This window comes from Synechococcus sp. CC9311, assembly GCF_000014585.1.
Lineage (GTDB): Bacteria > Cyanobacteriota > Cyanobacteriia > PCC-6307 > Cyanobiaceae > Synechococcus_C.
In genome coordinates, this window is record NC_008319.1 from 1955930 (window position 1) to 1980663 (window position 24734).

27 protein-coding genes are annotated in these 24734 nt (G+C 49.5%); 14 read left to right on the forward strand and 13 right to left on the reverse strand.

Annotated features, from left to right (window positions below):
• Window positions 1-40: 40 nt before the first annotated feature.
• Both kaiB and SYNC_RS10215 read right to left on the reverse strand, forming a co-directional pair.
• Window positions 41-400 (reverse strand): circadian clock protein KaiB, encoded by a 360-nt coding sequence (gene kaiB / locus SYNC_RS10210; protein WP_011620131.1) that lies wholly within the window; start codon window positions 398-400, stop codon window positions 41-43.
• Window positions 397-1293 carry a circadian clock protein KaiA gene (locus tag SYNC_RS10215; RefSeq protein ID WP_041427084.1) on the reverse strand — a complete coding sequence of 299 codons (897 nt, stop codon included), beginning with the start codon at window positions 1291-1293 and terminating at the stop codon, window positions 397-399. Before SYNC_RS10215 ends, kaiB begins: the two co-directional genes overlap by 4 nt.
• A 135-nt stretch (window positions 1294-1428) precedes the next feature.
• Between SYNC_RS10215 and rplU the strand changes: the two genes are divergently transcribed.
• The 4 genes from rplU (at window position 1429) to SYNC_RS10235 (ending at window position 2816) form a co-directional block, all read left to right on the forward strand.
• The gene (gene rplU, locus SYNC_RS10220) at window positions 1429-1806 is read left to right on the forward strand and encodes a 50S ribosomal protein L21 (protein WP_011620133.1); all 378 of its coding nucleotides are present in this window, start codon (window positions 1429-1431) and stop codon (window positions 1804-1806) included.
• A 42-nt stretch (window positions 1807-1848) separates the two neighbouring features.
• On the forward strand, window positions 1849-2115 hold the full coding sequence (gene rpmA, locus SYNC_RS10225) for a 50S ribosomal protein L27 (protein ID WP_011620134.1): 267 nt from the start codon (window positions 1849-1851) through the stop codon (window positions 2113-2115).
• A 338-nt stretch (window positions 2116-2453) separates the two neighbouring features.
• Window positions 2454-2624, forward strand: coding sequence for a hypothetical protein (locus SYNC_RS14760; RefSeq protein WP_011620136.1), 171 nt, complete (start codon window positions 2454-2456; stop codon window positions 2622-2624).
• 48 nt (window positions 2625-2672) lie between these two features.
• Window positions 2673-2816, forward strand: coding sequence for a high light inducible protein (locus tag SYNC_RS10235; RefSeq protein ID WP_011620137.1), 144 nt, complete (start codon window positions 2673-2675; stop codon window positions 2814-2816).
• Between the two features lie 257 nt (window positions 2817-3073).
• On the opposite strand, the gene SYNC_RS10240 is transcribed toward SYNC_RS10235, so the two are convergent.
• From SYNC_RS10240 to SYNC_RS10255, 3 genes are all read right to left on the reverse strand, one after another.
• On the reverse strand, window positions 3074-4303 hold the full coding sequence (locus SYNC_RS10240; protein ID WP_041426675.1) for a HEAT repeat domain-containing protein: 1230 nt from the start codon (window positions 4301-4303) through the stop codon (window positions 3074-3076).
• Window positions 4304-5010: 707 nt separating this feature from the next.
• Complete coding sequence (locus SYNC_RS10250) at window positions 5011-5967, reverse strand: helix-turn-helix domain-containing protein (protein WP_011620139.1); 957 nt, start codon at window positions 5965-5967, stop codon at window positions 5011-5013.
• Window positions 5964-6998, reverse strand: a complete 1035-nt coding sequence (locus SYNC_RS10255) for an AraC family transcriptional regulator (protein WP_011620140.1) — start codon at window positions 6996-6998, stop codon at window positions 5964-5966. The genes SYNC_RS10250 and SYNC_RS10255 overlap by 4 nt, the downstream gene beginning before the upstream one ends.
• Before the next feature lie 332 nt (window positions 6999-7330).
• Between SYNC_RS10255 and SYNC_RS13885 the strand changes: the two genes are divergently transcribed.
• On the forward strand, window positions 7331-7654 hold the full coding sequence (locus tag SYNC_RS13885; RefSeq protein WP_071813691.1) for a Nif11-like leader peptide family natural product precursor: 324 nt from the start codon (window positions 7331-7333) through the stop codon (window positions 7652-7654).
• A 446-nt stretch (window positions 7655-8100) separates the two neighbouring features.
• Here SYNC_RS13885 and SYNC_RS10260 read toward each other — a convergent pair whose 3' ends face one another.
• Window positions 8101-8865, reverse strand: a complete 765-nt coding sequence (locus tag SYNC_RS10260) for a bifunctional 2-polyprenyl-6-hydroxyphenol methylase/3-demethylubiquinol 3-O-methyltransferase UbiG (RefSeq protein ID WP_011620142.1) — start codon at window positions 8863-8865, stop codon at window positions 8101-8103.
• 74 nt (window positions 8866-8939) lie between these two features.
• Here SYNC_RS10260 and truB point away from each other — a divergent pair, with 74 nt between their 5' ends.
• The 5 genes from truB to SYNC_RS15050 all read left to right on the forward strand — a co-directional run bounded on the left by truB (window position 8940) and on the right by SYNC_RS15050 (window position 12063).
• Window positions 8940-9833, forward strand: coding sequence for a tRNA pseudouridine(55) synthase TruB (gene truB / locus SYNC_RS10265; RefSeq protein WP_011620143.1), 894 nt, complete (start codon window positions 8940-8942; stop codon window positions 9831-9833).
• A 17-nt stretch (window positions 9834-9850) separates the two neighbouring features.
• Window positions 9851-10585, forward strand: coding sequence for a YebC/PmpR family DNA-binding transcriptional regulator (locus tag SYNC_RS10270; protein ID WP_011620144.1), 735 nt, complete (start codon window positions 9851-9853; stop codon window positions 10583-10585).
• A gap of 55 nt (window positions 10586-10640) precedes the next feature.
• Window positions 10641-11045 carry a hypothetical protein gene (locus SYNC_RS10275; protein ID WP_041426677.1) on the forward strand — a complete coding sequence of 135 codons (405 nt, stop codon included), beginning with the start codon at window positions 10641-10643 and terminating at the stop codon, window positions 11043-11045.
• Between the two features lie 100 nt (window positions 11046-11145).
• Window positions 11146-11418 (forward strand): DUF3303 domain-containing protein, encoded by a 273-nt coding sequence (locus SYNC_RS10280; RefSeq protein ID WP_011620146.1) that lies wholly within the window; start codon window positions 11146-11148, stop codon window positions 11416-11418.
• A gap of 129 nt (window positions 11419-11547) precedes the next feature.
• On the forward strand, window positions 11548-12063 hold the full coding sequence (locus SYNC_RS15050; protein ID WP_011620147.1) for a cupin domain-containing protein: 516 nt from the start codon (window positions 11548-11550) through the stop codon (window positions 12061-12063).
• Between the two features lie 134 nt (window positions 12064-12197).
• On the opposite strand, the gene SYNC_RS14765 is transcribed toward SYNC_RS15050, so the two are convergent.
• The 5 genes from SYNC_RS14765 to SYNC_RS10310 all read right to left on the reverse strand — a co-directional run bounded on the left by SYNC_RS14765 (window position 12198) and on the right by SYNC_RS10310 (window position 20063).
• On the reverse strand, window positions 12198-12347 hold the full coding sequence (locus tag SYNC_RS14765) for a hypothetical protein (protein ID WP_237699208.1): 150 nt from the start codon (window positions 12345-12347) through the stop codon (window positions 12198-12200).
• Between the two features lie 695 nt (window positions 12348-13042).
• Window positions 13043-13555 carry a GNAT family N-acetyltransferase gene (locus SYNC_RS10295; RefSeq protein ID WP_011620151.1) on the reverse strand — a complete coding sequence of 171 codons (513 nt, stop codon included), beginning with the start codon at window positions 13553-13555 and terminating at the stop codon, window positions 13043-13045.
• A 633-nt stretch (window positions 13556-14188) separates the two neighbouring features.
• Window positions 14189-17872 (reverse strand): hydantoinase B/oxoprolinase family protein, encoded by a 3684-nt coding sequence (locus SYNC_RS10300; RefSeq protein WP_041427086.1) that lies wholly within the window; start codon window positions 17870-17872, stop codon window positions 14189-14191.
• 4 nt (window positions 17873-17876) lie between these two features.
• Window positions 17877-18602, reverse strand: a complete 726-nt coding sequence (locus SYNC_RS10305) for a glucosamine-6-phosphate deaminase (protein ID WP_011620156.1) — start codon at window positions 18600-18602, stop codon at window positions 17877-17879.
• Between the two features lie 75 nt (window positions 18603-18677).
• Window positions 18678-20063, reverse strand: coding sequence for a SpoIID/LytB domain-containing protein (locus SYNC_RS10310; RefSeq protein ID WP_011620158.1), 1386 nt, complete (start codon window positions 20061-20063; stop codon window positions 18678-18680).
• 141 nt (window positions 20064-20204) lie between these two features.
• Between SYNC_RS10310 and SYNC_RS10315 the strand changes: the two genes are divergently transcribed.
• The 4 genes from SYNC_RS10315 to SYNC_RS10330 all read left to right on the forward strand — a co-directional run bounded on the left by SYNC_RS10315 (window position 20205) and on the right by SYNC_RS10330 (window position 23511).
• Complete coding sequence (locus SYNC_RS10315) at window positions 20205-21152, forward strand: ribonuclease Z (protein WP_011620159.1); 948 nt, start codon at window positions 20205-20207, stop codon at window positions 21150-21152.
• Window positions 21153-21266: 114 nt separating this feature from the next.
• Window positions 21267-21779 (forward strand): photosystem II cytochrome c-550, encoded by a 513-nt coding sequence (gene psbV / locus SYNC_RS10320; RefSeq protein WP_041426681.1) that lies wholly within the window; start codon window positions 21267-21269, stop codon window positions 21777-21779.
• A 306-nt stretch (window positions 21780-22085) separates the two neighbouring features.
• Window positions 22086-22991: a phycobilisome rod-core linker polypeptide gene (locus SYNC_RS10325; RefSeq protein WP_011620161.1), complete on the forward strand. Its 906-nt coding sequence runs from the start codon at window positions 22086-22088 to the stop codon at window positions 22989-22991.
• Window positions 22992-23205: 214 nt separating this feature from the next.
• Window positions 23206-23511, forward strand: a complete 306-nt coding sequence (locus SYNC_RS10330; RefSeq protein WP_011620162.1) for a DUF1330 domain-containing protein — start codon at window positions 23206-23208, stop codon at window positions 23509-23511.
• Between the two features lie 281 nt (window positions 23512-23792).
• On the opposite strand, the gene SYNC_RS10335 is transcribed toward SYNC_RS10330, so the two are convergent.
• Both SYNC_RS10335 and SYNC_RS10340 read right to left on the reverse strand, forming a co-directional pair.
• Complete coding sequence (locus tag SYNC_RS10335; RefSeq protein WP_041427087.1) at window positions 23793-24158, reverse strand: hypothetical protein; 366 nt, start codon at window positions 24156-24158, stop codon at window positions 23793-23795.
• Between the two features lie 145 nt (window positions 24159-24303).
• Window positions 24304-24603: a ferredoxin gene (locus tag SYNC_RS10340; RefSeq protein WP_006043345.1), complete on the reverse strand. Its 300-nt coding sequence runs from the start codon at window positions 24601-24603 to the stop codon at window positions 24304-24306.
• Between the last annotated feature and the right edge of the window lie 131 nt (window positions 24604-24734).

The following is a 24734-nucleotide window of genomic DNA, read 5'->3' on the forward strand; positions in this document are numbered from 1 at the left end:
AATAAGGAAAATCCACTGCACCCCTAGATCACCCCGTGACTTAAGAATCTGCCTCTTCGATATCCGGGACTCCCAACGCGTCCATCAGGGAAGAGTTGAGGTCGTTGTCAACAAGCTCGTCGTAAAGAAGATCAAGTCCGATCAGCACTCGTTCGCGATCAGAAAGATCACCAATAATCCGACGCACAGGAGGCGGAAGAATTTTGGACAACGTGGGGGTTGCCAGAATTTTGTCCTCTTCTGCAAGCTGAGGATTTTTCAAGACATCAATGACCTTGAGAGCGTAGACACCCTTAAATTCCGTTTCAAGAATATTGCGAAGCGTTTTGAGTGCACGCATCGAATTGGGCGTGTTCCCTGCCACATAAAGCTTCAGGATATAAGTCTTCCTAGGGCTCATAAGGACACCTCCGAATTCTGTAGCTGACGTCGTTGAGACCCGGCAGGAACTAAGGGAATATCTCCAGGGACTGACCGTCGGTACATTTCACAGAGGTGAGCCATGACATCCAGCAGTGCAAGGCGGTAATCCTGAAGGAAGTCGTCTTTATGCCCTTCAAGTCTGAGTTGTTTCCAAAAGTCGTCAATCAGATTCATATGGATCTCAACGGTTTGGGTAATGGGCAAGTCGCCAAAAAAAGCGGTGTTCACAAAACTCTCTAGAGCCTGGTTGGCAGCAGCAGGGTCACGGAAATAACCAATCAATAGATCTCGATAGGTGCGCTGCAAGGACTGAAGCAACTCGCGCTGTTCATTCGGCGGAAGATTGGCCAAAAATCGCGAAGGATCTCGCTTGTAAAAGACTCCTAGATAGCCAAGCCTCTCCTGCAAGCGGCTCGACAACTTCCAAGCACTTCCCTCAGGCTGCCCGCCAACCTGATCTGATTCAGAGGATCCGTCTTCAGGGCGAATATCTTTCTGCCCGTGACGAAGAAAGCGTGAAATCGCTGCGTCAACGTTGTAACCAAGCTGCTCAAGCTGATCGCCGGGAAGGTGAACTTCTTCGGGGTGGTAATCGACACGCCCCATCAATTCGCCCACGACAACAGCTGGAAACAGCAAACCGCGAGCCAACAAGTCTTCCCGTATCTGCTCTTGCAGGAGTGATTGCTCAATCACAACTGCATCAACAGCCTCACGTTGTCGTTCCAAAGCAGAGACAACATCGACCGCTGAGTCCTCCAGTCCAAGATCTACAGGGGTATAGCGATTGCCTGGCAACCACTGACAGCAAGCCGATTCGAGCTCAGGCGACCTCAACAAGAACGCGATCGTGAGTGCCGGCCTGGTCATCCAAAACGAAAAGTGTGCAATTGAATCTTGACGAAAGAGAGCACGAAGGTCGAAGATCTTTGTTTGTCTTTCGATTGCGGCACAGGCCAAATCGGCGGCTTTCAAGTCACCGAGCCTGTTCGCGTCCAGTAGCCCATGGCAGAAACCAGCAGCAGCAGCTCACAAACCACTCCAGAGACAGGCACGTACGCCATCGTCGAAGCCTCTGGGCAGCAGTTTTGGGTACAGCCCAATAGGTATTACGACCTCGACCGTCTCCATGCAGACGTGGACGCCAAGATCACCCTCGACAAGGTGCTTCTGGTCAAGAATGGTGATGCAGCAACCATTGGCAAGCCCTACGTCCAAGGCGCCAGCGTGGAGCTCAAAGTGATGGCTCACCGCCGCGGTCAAAAAGTGATCGTCTACAAAATGCGCCCCAAAAAGAAAACACGACGTAAGAATGGTCATAGACAAGAGCTCACACGAGTGATGGTCGAATCCATTTCCGTTGGCGGTAAAGCCATCAGCTGATTGCTTCAACCAGTTTCCTTCGTTCCATTTCTTTGATTTCTAATGGCCCACAAGAAAGGCACAGGCTCAACCCGTAACGGACGGGACTCCAATTCAAAGCGCCTTGGCGTGAAAGCCTACGGCGGAGAAAGCGTGACGGCTGGCTCCATTCTCATCCGCCAACGTGGCACCTCCGTGATGCCAGGCGTCAATGTTGGTCGTGGCAAGGATGACACCTTGTTTGCGTTGACCGACGGGATTGTCAAGTTTGAGTCGATCCGCCGCGGACTCCGTAATCGCAAGCGCATCACTGTTGCTGCTGCTGAGTAATCCGAGCCAATCAGAAGCGAAAAGGAATCACAACTTCATCCATCAAAGAGCAATGATCCCTTCTGAGATCATTGCTCTTTTTTTGCTTGAACACTCATCGAAACAGTTGAGGAACCAACGCCGCGAGGCCTGAATGGACCTCAATAAAAGAGGGACTCGCGAAGTGCAGGGATTTCAATCCAAAAACAACAAAGCAGACACCTGACCAAACCCAAACAAACAAACTGGTATCAATCCATTCATTTTTTGGCTTCAGAAGCAGATTGACGACCGCCGCAGCCACGGACAGCCTCGAAAAGCTTTAAGTTTTGTGAACAATCTGTTTTGGGTTTTCCAAGATGTCAACCGAAATCCGCAACTGGGACCTTGTTGCCAAAGCGATGGAAGCGGCTGGGTCAACCTCAAGTCAAATGTACGTGCGTGCCAAAGCGCTGGCAGAAGGCAAACCTGATCCAATGCCAACGAGCTTCCCTCAAGCCCCCCACAGCATCTCTGCAGTTCCTGGCTGATCAAACGCCCTTCACACACACAAATTAAGTTCTCATTTTCATAAAACTATGTCTGATCAAACAGCTTCACGTTTCGGCTTTGTGGAATTTGCTGAGACCTGGAATGGCCGCCTTGCGATGATTGGATTTGTGATAGGTCTTGGAACAGAGTTACTCACAGGTCAGGGAATCCTGAGCCAAATAGGCCTCTGATTATCAACCAACAAAGGGGCAATCCTGCACGAATATCAATTTGCGCCAAAAACCGCCGCGGTGGTTCGGATTGTCCCGAGCTACTAACAAAGCAATCCAAAAAAACATTCTTTTTAGACAGTTAATGCGAATAAGACTTTGAATTTGAATTCGCGTTAATCCAGCCGAAAGCATTTATAAAATAGTTTACACATTATTCCTGACCAGTGACACGCAAAACAATCAGTCAATAGCCACTAATTTATTTTTTGAGAAATTTAGTGCTGATAATCTAATTGCTGCTTTTCAACTAATCTAGCCATAACTTGTTGGCAAGTCCAACGAAGCGGCCTCCAATAAGCAGACTTGGAAAGCTCATAGATCAAGTCCAGTTGATCGTAAAGCCCAAGCTCAAGACATGCCCAAGCGGCCGCAATCCTCGACTTCGTGTATTGAGGGGTGGTTTCTGAGAGAGCAGCTCGCACCAAATCACTTTTTTGGTAAAATTTACGCAAGCCAATAATACATGTAAGGTAATAATGAGTCACATAATCAGACCACAACCTTTCTTGCATACTATCAATAATATCAAGACAAGTATTTGACTCAATAGTCATGAGGCTTAAAGCGGCTCCATATTGACGTGCTTCATCACGGTGACTAAGGTTCCTTTCAATTTCAGAAGGATCCACATCGCACTTCCATTCACCTTTAATGTTAAGATGTTGTGGATTATCAGTTAAAAGCTGTTCTAGAAGCGAATGATTTTTTGCAGTATACATAGTGTTATTGGCATCAACAATCTCCAAGAAACTTTTTGCCCTAAGTGACATGGAGACAGGTGCTCGCACCAAATCAGAGAGCCTACTTTCATCACCAGCATCACCTAAGTCAATCACGGCCGAGCGTCGTTTCCCAGCCACCAAATCAGTAAGTTGTGGAACCAAAGGATCCAAAAGATCAACCCTTCCGTAGATCTTTGCTTGATATGCTCGAGCGGCACCAAATACCAAGGCACTCTCATGAGAACAAAGCTCATCGATAACAGACTGAGATTTTGAATTTCTAATTTTTAATCTGATGTGAGCTTGAATCACTGCCCGCATCATCGTCACTTCACCATTCAAGAGTGACAAAAGAAGATCTATATCCTTGGGGAGGGGTTCCCAACCAATACGCACCAAGGACGAGATTGCATTAATAACAGCCTCGGTATCAGTACAGTTCAAAACACCAACTAAAGTTGGTATTGCTCGCATATCTTTCCTTCTTCCTAATGCTTCAATAGATTTTCGACGCGTTATTCTGTCATACAATTCATCGATTTTGAGCCTATTAACCGCATGAAGGAGTAATTCAAACGATTCCTCAGTAGTACTCAAGCCAAGCCTAGTAGCTGCGAAATAACGATCTGCAGGCCTCTGAACATTCAGAGTTTTTTCCAACAAGATCTTAGAAGCATCATTTTCACTCATCCCCTGAACCAGGACATCAAATCTTTCAGCCATAAGACAAAGATGAGTTCAATAAAGTCTACTCAAACAATCAAATATCTACATAGAAAACACAATTCATATGCCACATAATCAAGGTTTTCATTACCACAATATCGCCCTTCATAGCGACTATAAATTATTTATGCCAATGCACAATAAGCAATACATACATGCAGTCTTTCAGGTTTCATAGATCCATGCAACATGCAGGACAAGCTCCACAAGAGATCTCCAATCGCAAACCATAAAGCTTTACCGGACTAGCATTAAAGCGACATCCAACTAATTCAATAAAGTAACACCTAGATTAACAAGGAGTGAAGTTGTTTTCTAGGCTCAAAAATCAACAACTTATCTCGATCGCTTATCAATTAGTTCAATCAAATGAGCATCATGCTTGTCGCAGAACTCAGAAACACACTGCCTAAGAATATGGCCAATAGACAAAGACTCTGTATAACAAAGGAGCTTGAGCTTTTTATGAAGCTCATCATTCAACTCAAAGGTGATTCGTTTCATTCTCAAGCAGGACTAATTCGCCAAAATCTCGACAAGAATAGTGGTGCAGATTCCCTACATCCTACTCTTTTTGGTAAGAATCGGATAGCCGCAAAAGGATCTTAATTATTGTCTTAGCTTTGGCCCAACACCAACGCTGGGGCACCTAAAGGATTCAATCAATCTTCTGCCTTTAACGAGGTCAATATCTATGTACAACCTTAGACAAGCTTTGAGCGCCTAAGCGTCTGGCTTGGCAACTCTCCAAAGCTAGTAAAGTATCTTCTCGAAAATCTACCTTGATGTTTAAAACCATAGCGAATGGCTATTTCACGAATAGTATTATTGTCACAACTTGAAGTCGTAGACTGAAAAATCATCGCTCTTCTGGCTTCCTCCAGTCTTACCTGGGTCATCATTTCTATAATTCCCATTCCAAAGTAATCTTGGCATACTCGATAGAGAGAAGCTTGACCAGAGTTTAAGAGCTTACAAACATCTGATAATGACAATGGTGAGCTCATCTTATCAAGATCATGAGAAAGATTAACGATCTCACCAAGTAATCGCTGATTCTTTACCTGTTTCTTTTTATAGCCCCTCTTACTTCCTTCTTCAAGGCATATAGTCATTAAATCATAGTATTTAGATGGATCCGAAATCCCCTTAACAAGTTCCCTTCTGGTGAGTCTTCGCAATTGAGCAAAAGCTTCATGATCTATATCTAATCCACTAGATTGACTTAGATTATCAATGGCGTGACTTGCATTGCAATCTCGAAGATTGTTCAGAAGAATTGTCTTATCTAACATACAAGCAGTTGAAGAGCATGATTCTGAATATTTTCCCCATGAGTCACCTGAATTCGAATGAAAAGTCTTCAGACCTCCTAGACTATTCAAATTCATATCATAACCTTCACAATATCCAAAAGGATAATTTGATTTCCGCATTGGAGTAATCCAATTAAAATCTACTGACCAACCTGTACCCCATCCCTCGTATAAGAGTGGTTTTGATGCACAAATCTCTGCTATAGCCATGCTAGAGCATTTTTTATGTGACATAGAATAACTACCTTCACCGCTTTCAAGTTGAGTAATTCTCGTAACTTGACCATAGGCCTGAAGAGTCTCAGACAATTGCAATGGATCTGTATAAGCAAGTTGTAGTTTCATGCTCGACTCCCTCTACGCAAGTCAGAGACGAGAACACTCATCTTGCTTGCCTTATCAATTGTTTCTTCAGGGCTCTCTTGAAACGTCTTAAAATAAAGAAGTTGAAAAGAATTCCAATTTTTGAAGCCATAATATAAAGCATTATGCTTCTTAGTAAATTGCTTCAATCCAGAAGGAACATGTGGATTTAAATATGACTTCTTCACCTGTTCAAGGCGGATACTTTTAATGAGATCAAGAATATTCATATTAAAGGTAGATCTACATACTTGACCCACAGATTCTTTCTCAGAGTTTAAATATTTTGTGATTTCCCCTATCGTCAAGGGTGGCAAGCCTTCTCTATCTTCATGTAATAACTTGACAAGATCCTCTATTAGCTCCGTTGATTCAGATCTCTCTGTTATGGCATTCTGCTGTTCGCAAGGATCCTCTAGGGTTGCTATAGCTAAATCATAAAATTCATCCGCAGATGTCATTCCCTTCGAAAAATGCTTATCAAATAGCCTTTTAAGCTGAATACTAGCAGCACTTTTGGAGTCAATACCAATGCATTCTTCAATCCTCGCGTATGCATTATAGGCATTCATCTGATTTATTTTTTCTTTCATTATTTTCCACTTCAGGCTCATGCAACACAGGAGAGTGTTTGCCCCAACAATATCCCAAGTGTTTCCACCAGTTTTATTTAACCGATTAAATCCTGCTATGCTTAAATCCCTCATCTTATGACCACTGATAATAGTATTACTGCCAGGCTTTTTGCCTTGATTGTTTATCCAACAGAATGCTATCGAATTCTGATTTGCCTCTTCTTCGTACAGCAATGTTTGATTTGACTTAAATATTTCAAGGTGTACGTTATTAATTGGTGCGCAGATTGAGCTCGTTTGCAATTCACCTTTACTTAACTGAGTAATATTGCAAGAAAAATTCGAAGTGGAATAATAATCATTATAATGATTCTTGCAATATGTTTCCATTCCGAGCAAGTTGCTGAAAACATATTCTTTTGCTTTCCTTGCCTTCATCTGATTACGGTCTTAGTGTGGTGCACTTGTTCTAAACTTTATTGAATGAATATTATAATCTCACCTGGCTTATACTTGAAAAATCGTGATGTTCTATGACATTTTAAGATGGCAGAGCTTTTGCCTTGCCAGGCAGACTCGTAGCCTGAGCGAACAACCGAAACGTGATAAATATTTACAGTAAATCGAAGAAAGCTGTCTTGCAAAAATCATAAAACTGCAAAAACACATTTACCATTCCTTCATTGTACTCAATATTATCCGCAGTAAGTATGCTTTTGCCTCAATTTTGAGTTGATGCAGTGTATAAATCCGAAAGAGATCATTGTGCTATGTCTAAGTCTCAATTACATGCATTTATTGATCGAGCACGTAGTGACGAGCAATTTCGTGCTCGGCTCGCATCCTTAAATCCACAACAGATCATAGAATTTGCCGCAGAAAGTGGCTTTCAATTCTCAGACGAAATCAAAGGGAGATTCATTAATCGCTGGAAAGGCGTTTATTTTTGCCCTCAGGCCATTGAAGTTGGAAATCTATGTCCAGGATTAGTACCACCTGGCTATAAAAATCTGATTCACTATTCTCAATCTACATGTAGTTCTTCAACTCTTAAGGAAGAAGAATATGATTTCAGGGCAGGCGGCGTCTATTAGTCTTCAATGGGCGGTGAATACATCGCCCCATCAAATAAAATCTTAGATGGCACAATTTTTTCAATGATGCTGGCTTTTCTAGGAAGGGAAAGGGAACCCTTCAAAGCAACCTATTAAAGCAAATGGGTTTAAATCAAACTATTCATTGAGATATATTCGATGCCTATCTTTCTCTAGACCTCAGTTCAAATCACCAACAATATGTGGCAAGTGGAACTGATAATTGGCCTCTAAATTAATCACCTATGATCATCCACATCACGGCCCATAGCATAGAAAGTTAATCTATAAACCGAGGGAATCAGATCTTTGCCTAGCTCCCAAGACTACCAAAAACTCGGACAATATATTTCACAAAGTCTCGCTTCGGAAACATTCAACGCAATCATCAACCTCATCAGTTCTAAATATTCAGAAGATGTCATGATTTAACATCACGCTCTAGCTTAAGAGCTAGAAGCGATAGGCCTGTAGACCCTTGTCGTAATCAAAAGTGGATGAAAGACTTCGAGAAAGTGAGATTGCAATGTTCGAAAAAAGCAGTCAACAAGGTCAGGATCATCAAAGTGAAAAGGATATTCGCCGCTATGTCCTTTAAAGAAATACCAGTTGAATAAGGCCCTTCCGTCCGCATTCATGAATGAGTGGAATTTCATGAGCTGATCGGACGGATCAGGGAGGTGTTCCAAGACATCAAGACAAACGACCGTATCGAACCGTTGGCCGCTGAGATCGGCAAGATCACGATGAACCGACATTTTCTGATCCAAACCAAGCGCGACAGCCCTGGACCAGACAAAAGCCCTGTTCTGTGGATTCAGATCAACAAAATGAACACGATCAACAGCATCCAATGCCGCTGCAGCTAAGGCATGAGTACCTATCCCTCCTCCAAAATCAAGGACTGTGCCTCGAGCAAAATTTTCCTGCAAACGAAGCGTGTCCGCGATGTAGTCAGAGCTGCTGAGATGCCAAGCCGCTAATTCAAAGAGATGGCCCGTCCCCACGGTGCTCTCGTAAAACTCCGTGGCTTGATCCGCTTGAAAAGCCCCCGGATGCAGTGCGGCTAAATCATCCTTCCCATCCGGTAGGCGCTGATCCACCTGCTCCAACGTGAGCTGAAGGTGTTGAGCCAAATGATCACGAACAGAAAAGCCGCTATCCAAGAAGGTATCGATGTCCACGCGGGGAGAATTGCTCAGACTTTGCATCTTCTGCCGGTCGGACATCGTCAATGTACGTGCAGGCCGGATGCCACATTCAGAACAACTGCCACTGAAACCCCTTGGATGCACCACTCGGCTTCGTGGTGATCGACAAGCCCTCAGGTCTCACCTCCCACGCTTGCGTGAGCCGGATGCGTCGCGTGCTCCAAACCAAAAGAGTTGGTCATGGAGGCACCCTGGACCCAGCCGTGACCGGCGTTCTACCAATTGCCGTGGGCCAGGCCACCCGACTGCTTCCCTATCTTCCAGGAGAGAAAACGTATCGCGGTGTGATCCAGCTGGGCACCAGCACCAGCACCGACGACCTTCAGGGAGAGATTGTTGCGGTTCAAAACTGGCCGGATTTGAGCGTGGAAGAGATGGATCAAGCCCTTAATCCGTTCCGCGGCACCATCGAGCAGTGCCCTCCACAGGTTTCGGCGGTTCATGTCAACGGCGAACGCGCTTATGCCAGGGCCCGCCGCGGTGAGGTGATCGACCTGCCTGCCCGCCCTGTGACCATCCACTCTCTCTCTCTTGAGCACTGGGATTTTGAGCAAGGAAAACTCACCCTTGAGGTGCACTGCTCCGCTGGCACCTACATCCGGTCGTTAGCTCGCGATCTTGGTCAGGCCCTCGGATGCGGCGGCTGCCTTGACTCGCTGCGGCGCACTCAAGCGCTGGGATTCGTGGAGGCCCATGCGATCGCGCTGCCAGTGCATCCCAATGAACAGAGCGGTCCAAGCTTGGAGCCGCTCACCCTCATCCCTCCCCAACTTGCCCTAAAGCATCTACCAATCCGCACGCTCTCCGAGCTCGAACGGGACGATTGGAGCTGCGGACGCACGATTCCCCATCAAAATGGAGACGGGCCCACCGTTGTTCTCAGTGAAGACAACATCATGCTGGGAATCGGCCTCGCCAACAGCGAAGCCCAGCTCAGACCCAAGGTCGTGTTTGAAGCGCGCGGCTGATCCCTCTCCTGCTCCCTATGGCCGGCCACAGCAAATGGTCTCAGATCAAACGCACCAAGGCGGTGGTGGATGGAAAGCGAGGTGCGCTTTTTACCAGGCTTGGGCGGGAAATCACCGTGGCAGCACGAAACGGAGCTGACCCAAACGGCAATTTTCAATTGCGTACGGCCATCACAAAAGCGCGATCGGCAGGCCTACCAGCAGGCAACATTGAGCGGGCCATCGCCAAAGGATCAGGGCAGGGAGAAACAGCGTCCAGCCTGGAATTGATTCGCTACGAGGGATATGGCCCTGAAGGCATGGCTGTCTTAGTGGAAGCACTCAGCGACAACCGAAACCGCACGGCGGCCGAAGTGCGTCTGGCATTCAGCAAACACGGAGGCAAGCTCGGAGAAACCGGTTGCGTGAGTTATCTGTTTCAACATCGCAGCGAGGTGCGACTCGAGGGACATTGCGAAGAAGAACCTCTCTTAGAGAATCTTCTTGAACTCGAGGCAGAGGAATATGTGTTGCAAAGCGATGGCAGCACCATGGTTCATGGGGGCTTCGAAGCCCTCGAACAGCTTCAACAGGGGCTGCATGATCGCGGGTGGAGAGTATTGAATTGGGGGCATTGCTGGCACCCCGTGGCACTTATGGAGATCCAAGACCCACATCTTGCAGAAACCTGCCAACGCTTACAAGAAGCCTTGGAGTCGCTCGATGACGTCTGCAGCGTGAGCACTAACCTTGCACCAATAGAACAGGCATAAAATCAGAATAAACCTGATTGCAAATAACTTTCCTGAAGGTGAAAGTTCAGCGAAGGTGCAGGAAATACCTGAGATTTCAGAGAACGCCAAAAAACGAATCAATCAGAAGCCAAGGTCTAATCATGCACAGTGGTGGAATCAGCAAAACAGAAAGGCTGGTCTTTTTAGATCAAATCAAAGCCATGCTGCAATATTATCTTTTAACCAAGGCCATGAACAGCAAGAAAGCCATTTGATAGCCAAAGCAGGAAAGGGCAGTTTTGGCGCTTATTTGATTCACATACCGGTTCTTTCTGGAGCCATGATTAGCTTTAATGCATTAGGAGCAAAAACAATCTGGACACTTGGATTGGGATCAACAGCGATAGCTATCTTCTCATCATTTTTCGCAAGCCACAAGCTGCGAAATTCCTATCGTCAGGAAAATCATTTACCGCTCATCATGAATGAGCAGAACTAGTAACCACAAGCCCCAATAACAACGCCAATGGCTGTATTATATGCTACATGAGCTCTCAGCAAGCCATGCAAAATATAAAAGCCTTTATTAATCAGAATTCATGACCTTTTTGATGCATTGGACCTTCAAAACTGGCTACCACGCAATTGCGGCTAAAAAGTTTTTATCAACAGGTGCACCATTCCCAGCATGCAAATCATGGAAGCGGTTTCACGGTCCTGGCTCGGTAGAAGGTTGGATTTTGGTTGAATCAGATAATGCCGATGCCTGCTACGAACACGCGGCTGAATGGGCTGAGTGCCTGGATTGGGAGGTAACACCTGTTCATACTGACGACCAAGCAGGCCCCTTCATGGCCAAGGTTTACAGCTAATCTCAACGTTGAGGAAGAACACCCGCCAAACAGCTGATTCTTTGCTGTGCGGGCTCTATTCCTCAAGAAGCATCATCTCCGCATATCATTTGATCTGAAAAAGATTTTGCATTAGCATGCTTAACCACAATGAAAGACCAAGAAATGAACTTTGCATCGGCAAGAAAATACTTAAAAGATAGCCGAGTCACGCAAATATTTATCCCTTTACTTTCAGTCCTTACATTATCACTATTATCGCCATTACTTGCAAAAAGCCACGACGAGCATTCCACAAGCCACGGAGTCAAGGTTGAGGAATTAGCAAACTCCAGCAAAATGTGGAATGGCAGTGTGTTGCCGAATTATCCCGACGGGCAGCCCAAGATCAAAGTCCTTCGGATCAAGGTGCCGAGCGGAATAACCTTACCTTGGCACTACCATCCTGTCATTAATGCAGCAGTAATTTTAGAAGGAACCTTAGAGCTTAAATTAAAAGATGGTAGTCAAAAGATTTACCGAAAAGGCGATGCTTTGATTGAAGTCGTGAACACGATTCATGCCGGGACAGCACTAGGAGCTGTAGACGTAGATCTGGTTGTGTTCTATGCAGGAGAGAAAGCAATGCCCACGACAATCCTCGCTGATCCCCAGACCAATCCATAACAAGCAGCACTGGGTACTGGGCAGCAACCCTTTATAGAAACCTGCCTATGCACAGATAGAAAACCAGCTGTTAAAAGCAAACAAAAATCCATGGAATGAACATAAGCAATGGCATCACCCGACAGGAATGCCCCTTATTCATCACACTCCTGCTCATCAGCTTTCAAGTGTTCGAGTAAATATGAATACCAATTACCATAGGCAACGGCATCCTCCTTTGTGATTTCATTGGCTTCTATTGCTGCAAGTAATCGATATGCAGCTGCCCGTTGCTTTTGATCCAATGTCACTTACCCCCTAATCATGGAGAGGGAATGAAGCAAAGCAGGCGCTGTCATCTCAGACACAAACTTCGCAAAAGAAATCTTCGTCTGGCAATAGTTGGGTTCACATTTAAAGGGATTAGACATTAACTCAATGAGCTCTCTCCTTTCTCTCTTCATAGCAAACACCGGCAATTTAGGCATCAAGAATAAAATCAATCAACGAAATCAATATCGCCCATGAACATCAAAAAAAACTCCCCCAAACGGGTGATAGCAAACACCATTTGACTCACCCATTCAGGGGAGAAAGAACCATTGCCGCATCAAAGCAACCCTGGGCGAGAGCTTCACGATGACATCTAGAATCCAATCCAACGTTTAGATTAAATTCCACAAACAACATCAAAGACAGGCAATTAAGAGCGCTAACCTTGAAACAAACTCAAGGCGCCATCAGCTGAAACTGGAGGACAACATTGAAAATAATACAATTAATGCGAGCCAAGCTCAATAATCTGCTCGACAAAGTTAGACGAAGGATTGCCTACGTACCAGCCGTGAGCGATACGATTTCAGCCATGAAAGATCTTGGCATCGACCTAAAAGAGGAGAAAAAGAATAACAAGTAAAGTTGTTTAGGGGAAAAGGATCTGGATGAAGGGCCCTCCTTGTTCTTGCCATCCTCATTCCTGATGTTCAGCAGTAAATCTCAGCTATCCAGAAACCCCAGGTCCATGCAGTTCCTTGAGGAACCAACAGTCACAACCACCGTGCCCTGTTTGACCAAGGGGCTGTTCAATCTTTAGGAATCCCCAAGCCCAATAAAGCCGTTGAGCCGCCGCCATTCCCGAAAGAGTTTCGAGATAAACACAGCGATAGCCCAGCACACGAGCCTGTTCCAACAGGCTCCCCATAAGCCGCCAACCAACACCCTTCCCCCGTGCTGAAGGAGCTAAGTACATCTTCTGCAATTCGCAAGTGGCTTCCACACCAATTAGAGGACCAATTCCAGCTCCCCCGACAACATTCCCACCCTCTACTGCCACGTAATAAATCCATCCAGGCGCGGCGTAGGTCTTGCTCATGGCATCAAGCTCCGGATCTTGCCAAGCAAAACCGGGTCGATCAGCACCAAATTCAACAAGTGCTGCCCGAATCACTCCGGACAAGGCCGTTTCATCCAATGGGTGCAGAGGCCGCAGCTCTATGTCTTGCCATTCACTCAAAAGGATGACCTACAGAACGAGTGACCTCCACGAGGTTCATCAAGACAAGACAACCTCAGCAAGCAAGTTCTGATGGCAACCATCGTCGCTAAAACAAGCACTCAAATAAATCAATATCACTACCTTAATCACATCAACCAAAGGCCGAGGAAATCAATCATGAATCTCATGCCTTGAGTAGTGATGGCCCCTTCTCTCTTGAAGACAGTTCACGCAGTTCATTCGAAAGGCAAAAGATCCACCCCACTACACAAAGAAAGCCAAAACCAGCTGTGGGCAATTCGCATCAATGGCTACAAAGCTCCTAAAAGTCAAAATACTCATTCCAGGAAACTAGCATCAGATTTAACCAAACAAGACAGCCTAAGTAACAACCAATACGCCCCCTATGGCTGTCACGGTGCATGGTTAGCAGACAACTAGCTTAGCTCCATGGAATTATTCGTTGGCATCTGCATCATCCCATTCCTGAGCGCTCTATTTATTCAAGCCGGTCAAGATGAAAACTCTGAAGACCATGATTTCCTCTAACAATTACAATTAAAATTTCGTTCAAGCTGGTCAGCATAATGAATTCCAATCCCACTTGAAACTTCAAAAAAGGGAGATGAGCTTTTAGCAACTCGAAGAAAATTATCCTTTGATTGATCGCGTTGGTTCTGCCATCCCCCAACCACCACCACCAGGTGTTGCAATCCAAAGTCGATCACCCGTTTGAACCCTCTGCTCGAAGCAGCCTGGTTGTTCTTGCCAGGGGCCTCCACCTTCACTTAACCAAGTCATCCCCAGAGCACCTGCCTGCCCACCTTCCAAACCAAATGGCGCCACCCGGCGAGATCCAGACAGCAAAGCCACCGTCATCGGAGCAAGAAAACGAATCTCACGCTCAAGTCCATCACCACCTGACCAGCGTCCTTTCCCCCCACTACCCCGGCGCAGCTCAAAGCGTTCCAAACGCACAGGGAATCGTTGCTCGAGGATTTCAGGATCCGTGAGTCTGGAGTTGGTCATGTGGGTTTGTACGCCGGATGAACCCTGAAATCCCGGACCTGCCCCACCACCCCCAGAAATCGTTTCGTAGTACTGAGATCGTTCATCTCCAAACGTGAGGTTGTTCATCGTTCCCTGCGCCGCGGCCATCACACCCATCGCTGCGAATAACAGGTTGCAAAGCGCCTGAGAGGTTTCCACATTGCCTGCCACCACTGCAGCTGGGGGGAGGGGATTTAACAGTGATCCCTGCGGGACCACCAAAGTGAGTGGTTCAAAGCAACCCGCATTGAGGGGTATCGATTCATCCACCAAGCAGCGCAGCACATACAAAACAGCGGCTTTGGTGACCGCTAGCGGAGCATGAAAGTTGTGCTCTCCCTGAGGGCTGGTCCCAGTGAAATCCAGGCAAACCGTTCGGGCTTTGTGGTCAACATGCAAAGCGAGCTCCAAACGGCCGCCATGGTCTAACTCCACGCTGAACTCCTGATCCGTCAAACGACTGATCACACTTCGCACCGTTTCCGCCGCATGGGTTTGAACAAAGCGCATATAACGACTGACGCGCTTAGGTCCCTCACGCAGCATCAACTGTTCGAGATGATCCACGCCGAGGCGGTTGGCCGCCACCTGAGCCTGCAAATCCGCCCAAAGCACATCCGGAGAGCGCGGTGGCTGCCGCTCTGCCTTCAAGATCGCGTTCCAGCCATCCACATCCAAGCGCCCCCCCCGCAAAAGTGACCAGTTGCGAAGCCGTAGACCTTCCTCTCCAATCTCTCGACTAAACGGGGGCATGGACCCAGGCGTAAGTCCTCCCACATCGGCGTGATGTCCGCGACAAGCGACGTAGTAGCTCGGCTGTTTGCCCTGTCCAAAAACAGGGGTCATCGCCGTGATGTCTGGGAGATGGGTTCCTCCGTGATACGGGTCGTTGCTGAGCACTGTTTCGCCCGGTTCGAGCGGCGAGCGTTCACCGCGTTGGATTTGGTTGAGCAGGTCCACCACCGCCTCACCCATGGAGCCCAAATGAACTGGGATATGGGGCGCATTGGCAACCAAGGCCCCCTTGTGATCGAACAACGCGCAAGAAAAGTCCAGCCGCTCGCGGATGTTCACAGAGCGGCTCGTCTGCCGAAGCCGCTCCCCCATCTGCTCAGCAATCACCATGAAGCGGTGATGAAACAGGCTCAGCTCCACCGGATCTGGAACATCCACAACCTGATCCAGCGCTAACCGTTGACCCGAAAGCTCAGCAGAGTTGAGCAACAAGCTTCCAGCGGAGTTACAGCGGGCCGACCAACCGGGCTCGAGCACGGTGCAGCCCGTGGCATCAAGAATCAAAGCTGGACCCTGCAAAGGCTGATGCAGCGCCGGATCACAGCGCTGCACCACCGGAACCTCCTGCCAACCCAGCCCAGGCCAGTGAACGGTGGCTGTTGTGCTGAGAGCTCCAGATCCCGACAGCGGCGCTGATGCCATCTGACTGTCGTTCTCAATGCGTGCTGATGCGGTGAAAACTTCAACCTCCAACCGCTCCAACATCAAGGCTGCGGTGCGAGGAGGCTTGTATCCAAAGCGCTGACGGTGGGCTTGGTCAAACTCACCTTCCAACTCTGAAAGTTGCAAAGTTGAGTTGAGTTCAGCGATCGGAATTAGCAATCCCTGTTCAGACCCAATATCCCGAAGTTCAAGGCGGATGCGCTGCTCAAATTGAGACGCATGGCCTGCTCCAGCTGCCTGCAGCTTCTCCTCGGCAAAGCCCACCTCCTGACGAATCATTCCAGGGAGGGTCGCCAACAAGTCCGCGTCAAGAGGACGCCGCACAACAACCTGACGCCATTCCCTCAGGCGGGCCTGACCCAGGCCAAAAGCCGACAACACTCCAGCGAGTGGATGGATCAACACCTGGCGGAGCCCCAGCACTCCCGCCACTCGGCATGCCAATTGCCCGGCAGCTCCGCCATAGGCCACAAGCACCCCAGCACGGATGTCATGACCACGAAGCAACGACACCTGCTGAATGGCACCAGCCATCGTTTCCACCGCGAGGTCAAGCGCTCCCTCCGCAAGCGACTCCGGATCGCGTCCCAAGCGACAAGAAAGCTCCCCAAAGCGTTGCTGCACCACCTCCAGATCCGGACGCAAGTCAGCCGCCGGACCGAACACGGGTGGGAAGGCCTCCACCTGTAAACGACCCAAAAAGAGGTGGGCGTCGGTGATGGTTAAGGGGCCGCCACAGCGATAGCAAGCTGGTCCAGGGCTAGCACCCGCAGAGCGAGGACCCACCTGCAAACGATCGCCATCACTGCGAATGATCGACCCACCACCTGCGGCAACAGTATGGATCGGTAGTCGTGCAGCAGTCAGCTCGAGGCCGGCAATTTTGGTCTCAGCGCTGCGCTCCCAGTCCTTGTCAGAGGCTCCTGCTGGCAAACAAAACACGTCGGTGCTGGTGCCACCCATGTCGACGCCGACAAGCGCCTGACTTTCCAGACCCGCAGCCTGAGCAGCAGCAACCGCCCCGACCATTCCTCCAGCGGGGCCGGACAGGATTGTGTCTTTCGCCAACAGTTGCTCAAGCCCCTGCAAAGCACCACTCGACGTCATCACCCGCAGCCGTGTCTGCCCTCCAAGTGACTGCATCACTTGCTGGAGATAGCGAAAGAGCACCTGTTCCACCGCCGCTTCAACGACGGTGGTCTGAGACCGAGGGATCAAACGCGGCAATGGGCTCACCTGGTGGGAGCAAACAACAGTGGTGAAACCCAGCGTTTGCGCCAATTCAGCCAGTCGCCTCTCATGACTGGGCTCACGCCAGGCATGCATTAGGGCAATGGCGCAAGCCTTGATACCGGCACTCCGATGAGCGCGGAGCGTCTTCTCCAGCTCTGCATCGAGGCAGAGCGGCTCTACCTCCTGCCCGTCGGCATTCAATCGTCCCCCGGATTCAACAACTGCCGCAGCCAGCGACTTCGGAGCTGGAATCTCCAGAGCGAACAGATCAGGGCGATGCTGATCACCAATCAACAACACATCCGCCAGACCCTGGTTGGTGATCAACAGAACAGGCTCTCCTGACCCCTCAAGCAGGGCATTGGTCGCCACTGTTGTCCCCAACCGCACCTCCTGGATCAAACCCGGCGGAATCTGCACTGCCGCAGGCAAACCCATCACCTCTCGGATGGCACGAACAGCGGGGTCACCACGGTCGATCGCTTGCTCTGAGAGCACTTTGCGAACCACAAGCTCACCACTGGGGGCGCGACCCACGAGATCCGTGAATGTTCCACCACGGTCAATCCAAAATCGCCATTGGGGCGTCGTCATCGGTTCACGACGCTTCCGCACCCCATGCCGCATCGTCCACCCATAAGCAAAGTTTTGGGTGACGCTGTAGCCAGCTGGCAGGCACTTCTGGATCACCATCAAGATCCAAAGCCTTGCGCAGGATCCCCGCTTTAGGCGCGCCCGTCACGATCAGGTGAAGTTCATTGGCCGCCAGAATCTCTTGTAGGCCCAGGGTGATCGCTTCCTCTGGCACCAACGCTGGACTGCCTTCGAAAGCAGGGGCATTTTGCGATCGCGTGGTTGGGCTGAGTCTGACCACACGACAGCGCACATCTGGACCACATGGGGGCTCGTTAAATCCCACATGTCCATTGCTGCCCAATCCCAAAAGCTGCGAGCCAATCCCCCCAGCGCTGCGGATCTCGGCCGCAAAGCGATCAGCAGCCGCTTCCGGATCGGCAGCAGCTCCATCTGGTAAAGACACTTGAGCCGGATTAAGCCCTAGTGGACGCACCAGGTGATGCCCCATAAAGGCAGAGAAAGAACTGGGATGCTCCGGTGCCAAACCCACATATTCATCAAGGTTGAAACTGAGCCAACGCTGACGCAACAGCTTTAGACGATCCCTAGGCCAATCCCTTAAACGCGAGACCAATGCGGCATAAAGCGGCTCCATGGTGCGTCCAGTCGCCAAGCCCAGGGGCCGAAATGCCTGGTGCTCAAGAGAGTCCAGCAATCCTTGCTCAAGCTGATCAACCACAGCCTCCATGAGCTGCAGAGGATTGCGCCTGCGCACGATGGTGATCGTGTCTGAAATCTTGAGCACGATGAACTGCCAATGACATCAACTCCACCAGGCTGACTCTGAACGGAGCCGGAGCGCCACAGCTGGATCATCACTAGAGCGATAGGGGCGAATCTCAGCCCCGCGGTAGTAGTGCAAAAGAATCTGACGAAAATCAGCACCCTGAAGCGCCAAACCATGGGCTCCCCACTGACTCATCCCAACACCATGTCCAAAGCCTTGACCACGCGCTTCGAGAACCATCTCACCCACCCTGAAGTCAGGACGTGGCTGATTAAAAGCTGACTGGTTGAGAGGGGGAAGAGGCGGTGGTGGCAATAGAGACGCCAGTCGGCCTGAGCTTCTTGATGTGGTGTCAGGACCACTTGCGGAGTCTTGCCATAGACCGATCAAAGGAGGGGCTGCGTGAGTTGATGCTTGAGGCGCTGCTTGGCGGGCTCTCCGAGCAGATGCGGTTGAAGACGCGGTGGTGCCATTGATGAGCTCAAATTGAACCATCGTGCTTTTGAGACCGAGTCGCTTGCGCAGCTCCCTCCCCGTTAGGACCAAAGAGCCACGGGGGCCTTGCACACGCGCCGTACGCACCCGACCGGTTGAGCTTGTCTTAAGCACCTGCAAGCGTTTGACACCTCCGGTTTCACGGAAGAGATCCCGCAGCTGATCATCGTTAAAACGTTTGTTCCAACGATGCACAGGACTGTGCTGATCGTGATCCGCAACGCTGACCAGGTAGGGAAGTTGATTGCGCCAAACCTCACCACTCGGTTCCGTTGCACCACCAGAGCTGCTGTGAAACACAGCATTGATCAACCGACCAGCATGTACTAAGACCAAAGAGCGCGTGCTTTCCACGGCCTCGATCGTGCTGGGGGTTTCGGATTCAACCCCGCGGTACACCTGGCTGGACACGGTTGCCTTCACATCGAAGTCTCCTGCCTTCCCGCGCTGCCTGAGGGCATAGGTGCGCGCCGCGACAGCCTGAGCTTGCAAAGCCGGCAACGGCCAACGATGAGGCATTTCACTCCCCACAACACTGGCCAGATAAGTCTCAATCCCAAGGTGGTTCACCACCTGCACCTGGCCGCCACGCACTAAAAACTGCAACCGCCCGCGATAACGCCGGGAGCCGAGCCAAATCCCACGGGGATCGTCGCTTTGCACCTCGATCGCAGAGCGAGCTGACAGTGAGCGAGACGACCCGTCGCTCATTTGACCACTGATCTTGAAGCGCCCCGCTCGCAGACTCACCTCCAGCGAGCGCATGTGTTGATTGCCGCCACTCAGACCCCGCACCAGAAAGGGCTGATCTCCATCTGCACGAAGCCTCACCACCGGAGCTTGAGACAGCAGCACCCGCATCGACGGCTCCTGTTCCGCCTGCGCAACTCGCTGATCAAAGCTGAGCGCCATCAAAGCGATCGGCATGGCCAAGGAAGCAGTCAGCAGAGGAAAGAACGCTGACGTACGAGTGATCACTGCAAGCAGAACCAGGCAGCTCAGTGTGACCTGATGATTCGGAAGCGGCTAGGTCCCCATGGCAGATTTGACGGTTAAGCGCGTTGAGACGTGCAGGTCACCTTTCTTGGAACCAGTTCAGGCGTACCCACTCGTGGTCGCAATGTTTCGTCTGTGGCGCTGCGTTTGCCACAGCGATCAGAACTGTGGTTGTTCGACTGCGGAGAAGGAACCCAACATCAATTTTTGCGCTGTGACTTGCGCCTTTCCCAACTGAGGAGGGTGTTTATCACCCATATGCATGGTGACCATGTCTTTGGCCTCCCAGGGCTGTTGGCAAGTTTGGGGCTTGGCAGCACAAGCAACGGGGTGGACCTCTACGGCCCTGACCCCTTGGATGCCTATCTCCAAGGGGTTCTGCGCACGAGTTCGACCCGCATCGGCTATCCGCTTGCAATCCATCGCGTGCGCGAAGCAGCGGAACAGAACACCGTTGTGTTTGAAGACGACGATCTGATCGTGACCGCGGCCCCTCTCAACCATCGCGTTCCTGCCTACGCCTATCGAGCCGAACAAAAACCAAGGGCAGGTCGCTTTGATATCGACAAGGCGCGAGAGCTACAGATCCCGCCGGGGCCTGTCTATGCAGCTCTGAAGCGCGGCGAATCGGTCACGCTGGACGACGGTCGAACCATCGATGGCAGGACCTTATGCGGGCCAGAACAACCTGGTGTAAGCGTTGTGTATTGCACCGACACCGTCTTCTGCGAAGCAGCTGTGCAGTTGGCTCAGGGCGCCGACCTCCTGATCCATGAGTCGACCTTTTCCCATGCCGAAGCCGACATGGCTTTCAAGAGGCAACACTCCACAAGCACCATGGCGGCCCAGACCGCTGCGGAAGCCGGTGTTAAGCAGTTGGCACTGACCCACCTCAGCCCTCGCTATGCCCCTGGAAACGCAGTCACAGCAGACGATTTAGTCGCCGAGGCTAGTGCCATTTTCCCGAACACAATTTTGGCCAGGGATTTCCTCAATGTGGACGTGAATCCCTCGAAATGAGCGGTCGCGCGCTGCAACAGTTCGTGATCACTAGACCCTCTAGTGCCTCATCCGCATCCCACCCCGTGATACAAGGACTTGGTGCGCTGTCTACGTCAGTCTCTGACATCTTTCATGGCCTCTTTTTTCTCCACATTGCGTCGATCATTGAATCGACTGCTGATCGCCCTGCCAGTGCTGCTTGGACTGATGATCAGTACCCCCGCCCAGGCCGCCCAGTGGGATGCCGAGACCCTCACGGTGCCAGCTGACGGCGATGGCGCCCTGGTCACTTTCAGTGAGCAGGAAATCAAGACAGGGCGGAAGGTGTTCAACGTCAGCTGCGGCACCTGCCATGCCGGCGGCATCACCAAAACCAACCAGAATGTGGGCCTGGATACTGAAACGCTTGCGCTGGCCACTCCAGCCCGTGACAACGTTGCGTCTCTCGTGGATTACCTCCAAGACCCCACGTCCTATGACGGGGAATACAGCATTGCCGATTTACATCCCAGCATGCGCAGCCGCGACCTCTATCCCGCAATGCGTGATCTCACCGATGAAGATCTTCGCCTGATGTCTGGATACATCCTGGTGGCTCCCAAAGTCTTGGGTGTCGATTGGGGCGGCGGAAAAATTTACTTCTAATCTTTTGATTAGATAATTACTCCACAAAAAGAATCAGCAAAGAGCCTCAGGGCTTCCCTGAGGCTCTTTATTTATGCATAGATAACGCATGCAAGCCAGCGACAAAAGAATCCCAAACCTTGAAGAGAGCGACCGCAAAAAAAGAGATCCCATCAAAGGCAAAAACGGAAAGGCAATAAACATCTATTAACTTGTCTTAAATAAAATGTTACTACCTTGCGAAACAAAAAATTTTAATCAGATTGCCTAATATTACAACCCATTCAAGATAAATTCTACCGAAAGGAATTTGGAGTCTCTTCAACAATGCTGTCCTCCACGTCAGTCATCACAAGCTTTGGCGGTGAACGCGAAACGAAGCCTTCTATCTCATTTAAGAGTGGACAGACTAAATCATCCCAGTCCGCAGCACTATGCAATAGCGAATTCCAGCGAAGACAGTGCGAAGGAATGAAACTAGCTATCGGCCCTCGCCTTCACGATCAATGCGGGACTAAAGTCACTTTCGAGGAATTTCCAGACATCTCTCCGGAGGCACTGGAGAAAGCGATAAGCGCTGCCTATCAACACGTCTATGGAAATGCACATGTCATGGACAACGAGAGATCCTCTTCTCTTGAAGCACAATTAAAAGATGGTCGCATTTCGATTCAAGATTTCGTGCGCGGGCTCGCAAAATCTGATTTCTACAAGAAAAATTTCTACGACAAATGCTCACCAGAAAGAACGATTGAGCTTGATTTCAAACATATTTTAGGCAGAACACCTCATGATCAACGTGAGATCACAAAAAACATTGAGATCCAAGCGGCGAACGGGCATCATGCTGTGATTGATTCAATGCTGGACTCAGCAGAATATGCAGAAACATTCGGACGGCATACAGTTCCTTACATGAGGTCTTGGCTTTCGCAAGCAGGATCAGCTCAATCAGCATTCAACAGAACGGCTGCGATCTGTCTTGGATATGCCTACAGCGATAAAGCCATAGGCATCAGCTCAAAGCTGAGCCAAGGCTTAAAAACAGGGAAAGCAGAGAGCATTGCCTTCCCGCATGCATCAAAACTGAATTTCTCAGGAGCAAACCTGATCCTGAAGAGAGGAAAGCCTGCAGCATGGATCAGAAAATCAGCAACTGTTCTTACAATTGCCGGCATCATCGAAGTAACCCGAATCATTGTCACGATTGCCTATAGCGCGTTTTCTTCTTAAGGAAGCGAATCAGAGGAACATATCCTTTGTTTTGCACGCAGGATATGTTCCTCTCCAGACAAGAAAATCTCTCAGCCAAAGGAAAGGAAGATTCACAGAATTCTTAGACCTGTTAAAATACTTTTCGTTCATAGCACTGCATAATTCCTCTCAGTCCCTTTCGGGCACGCCTACTGGACCTGAGAGAAATTATGTTTTTCCAAACTTTAATTCCATGGCAAAAGGATATTGGGTTGTGACTGGCACTATTCACACCCCCTTGGGAATGGTTCCCTTCATTAACAAGTTCAATGCTTGGCTACCAACAGTGGGCGCACGCTTACTCATTCGCGATCTTCAAACTGATGTACGGGAAGGGACTCCCGGCTCAGTGAATATTGTTGTTGAGTTTGATTCAAAAGAGAAAGCAGTCACTGCATACGAATCAAAAGAATACCAGGAGTTAATTAATCTCAGGCTTCAGCATTCAGACATCAACCTTACCATCACAGAAGAGCTAACAAACCAAGACAGCAATTAACAACAATCTGAGGACAAGCCATGCCTCTTTACTTTATCCTCAAAGAGAAAAATTAGTTTTTTTGCAAAGGCCAGAGTTACGGCATCAGAGCCGCCTCCAATGGGCTTATCAAAATAAAAAACATCGACAACAATCAACCCTATACATCACAGAATGTATGACATCGGCTGATGGCAGAAACAATTCAATAGCAAATAAGTTTCAAAAGCATAACAATGATCAAACTCATCTCTCTTCACAACATCTAATCCGAATAATAAAGCCTGGCTAGAAGAGTCGTTTCACCGCCTTTCTTCAACAAAAGGCTCCGGGGGTGTGTCATTCAAATCGACCATTGATTTTGGTAAACGGCTATACCACCACTCCTGCAACTCAGGTGTCAAACGCATCGAGAAAAGAGTTAGAAGCGTAGCTGTAGGACGAGAGCCGGGCTGGAGCAACTCAACGGAATACGAGGGGCAGCGCCTCGAGGCCAAATCCGGTACGAACCGGCGCCCCACCCTGCGCCAACTCGGCTCCTTGCTTCGCCAAGCCAAGCGACAACAGGGCCAGGGCAGCTCCTCACGATCAAACAAACGACAACAGGGACCAATCACCCGAAAGCTGTACTGTCCGCCTGGACTGGCATGCACCGATCCATGCTCCATCAGTGCCTGAACATCAGAACGAAGGGCAGAAACAGGTGTCACGGAAATGACCAAAGCCTAAGAGCCGTACTCACATTAAAAAGCCACCCGCAAGGGTGGCAAAGCGATCGCGCCCATGGGCGTCCTCAACTCAAAGCTAAAGGGCTCAATAGAGCTCTTCTTCAGCGTGAGTCTTGATGGTGCAATCAGAGGTGGGGTAAGCCACGCAGGTCAGAACGAAACCAGCTTCAATCTGGTCGTCGTCCAGGAAGCTCTGGTCGGACTGATCAACAGTGCCTGCAGTGATTTTGCCTGCGCAAGTGGAACAAGCGCCTGCACGGCAGGAATAGGGAAGATCGATACCTTGCTCTTCAGCAGCATCGAGGATGTACTGATCGTCAGGAACTTCGATGGTCTTGTTGAGGCCTTCGCTCTCGCTGACCAGGGTGACCTTATAAGAAGCCATGGATGGATGTAATGCGCAGAGATCGGATCGATCTGAATCTGCTGGACCGGTCCTTTCTATATCGGACAGACGCCTTGATACGGGATTCATCAGGGTTTTCCATTCAAGCCCAATCAAAGACGGAGCATCAA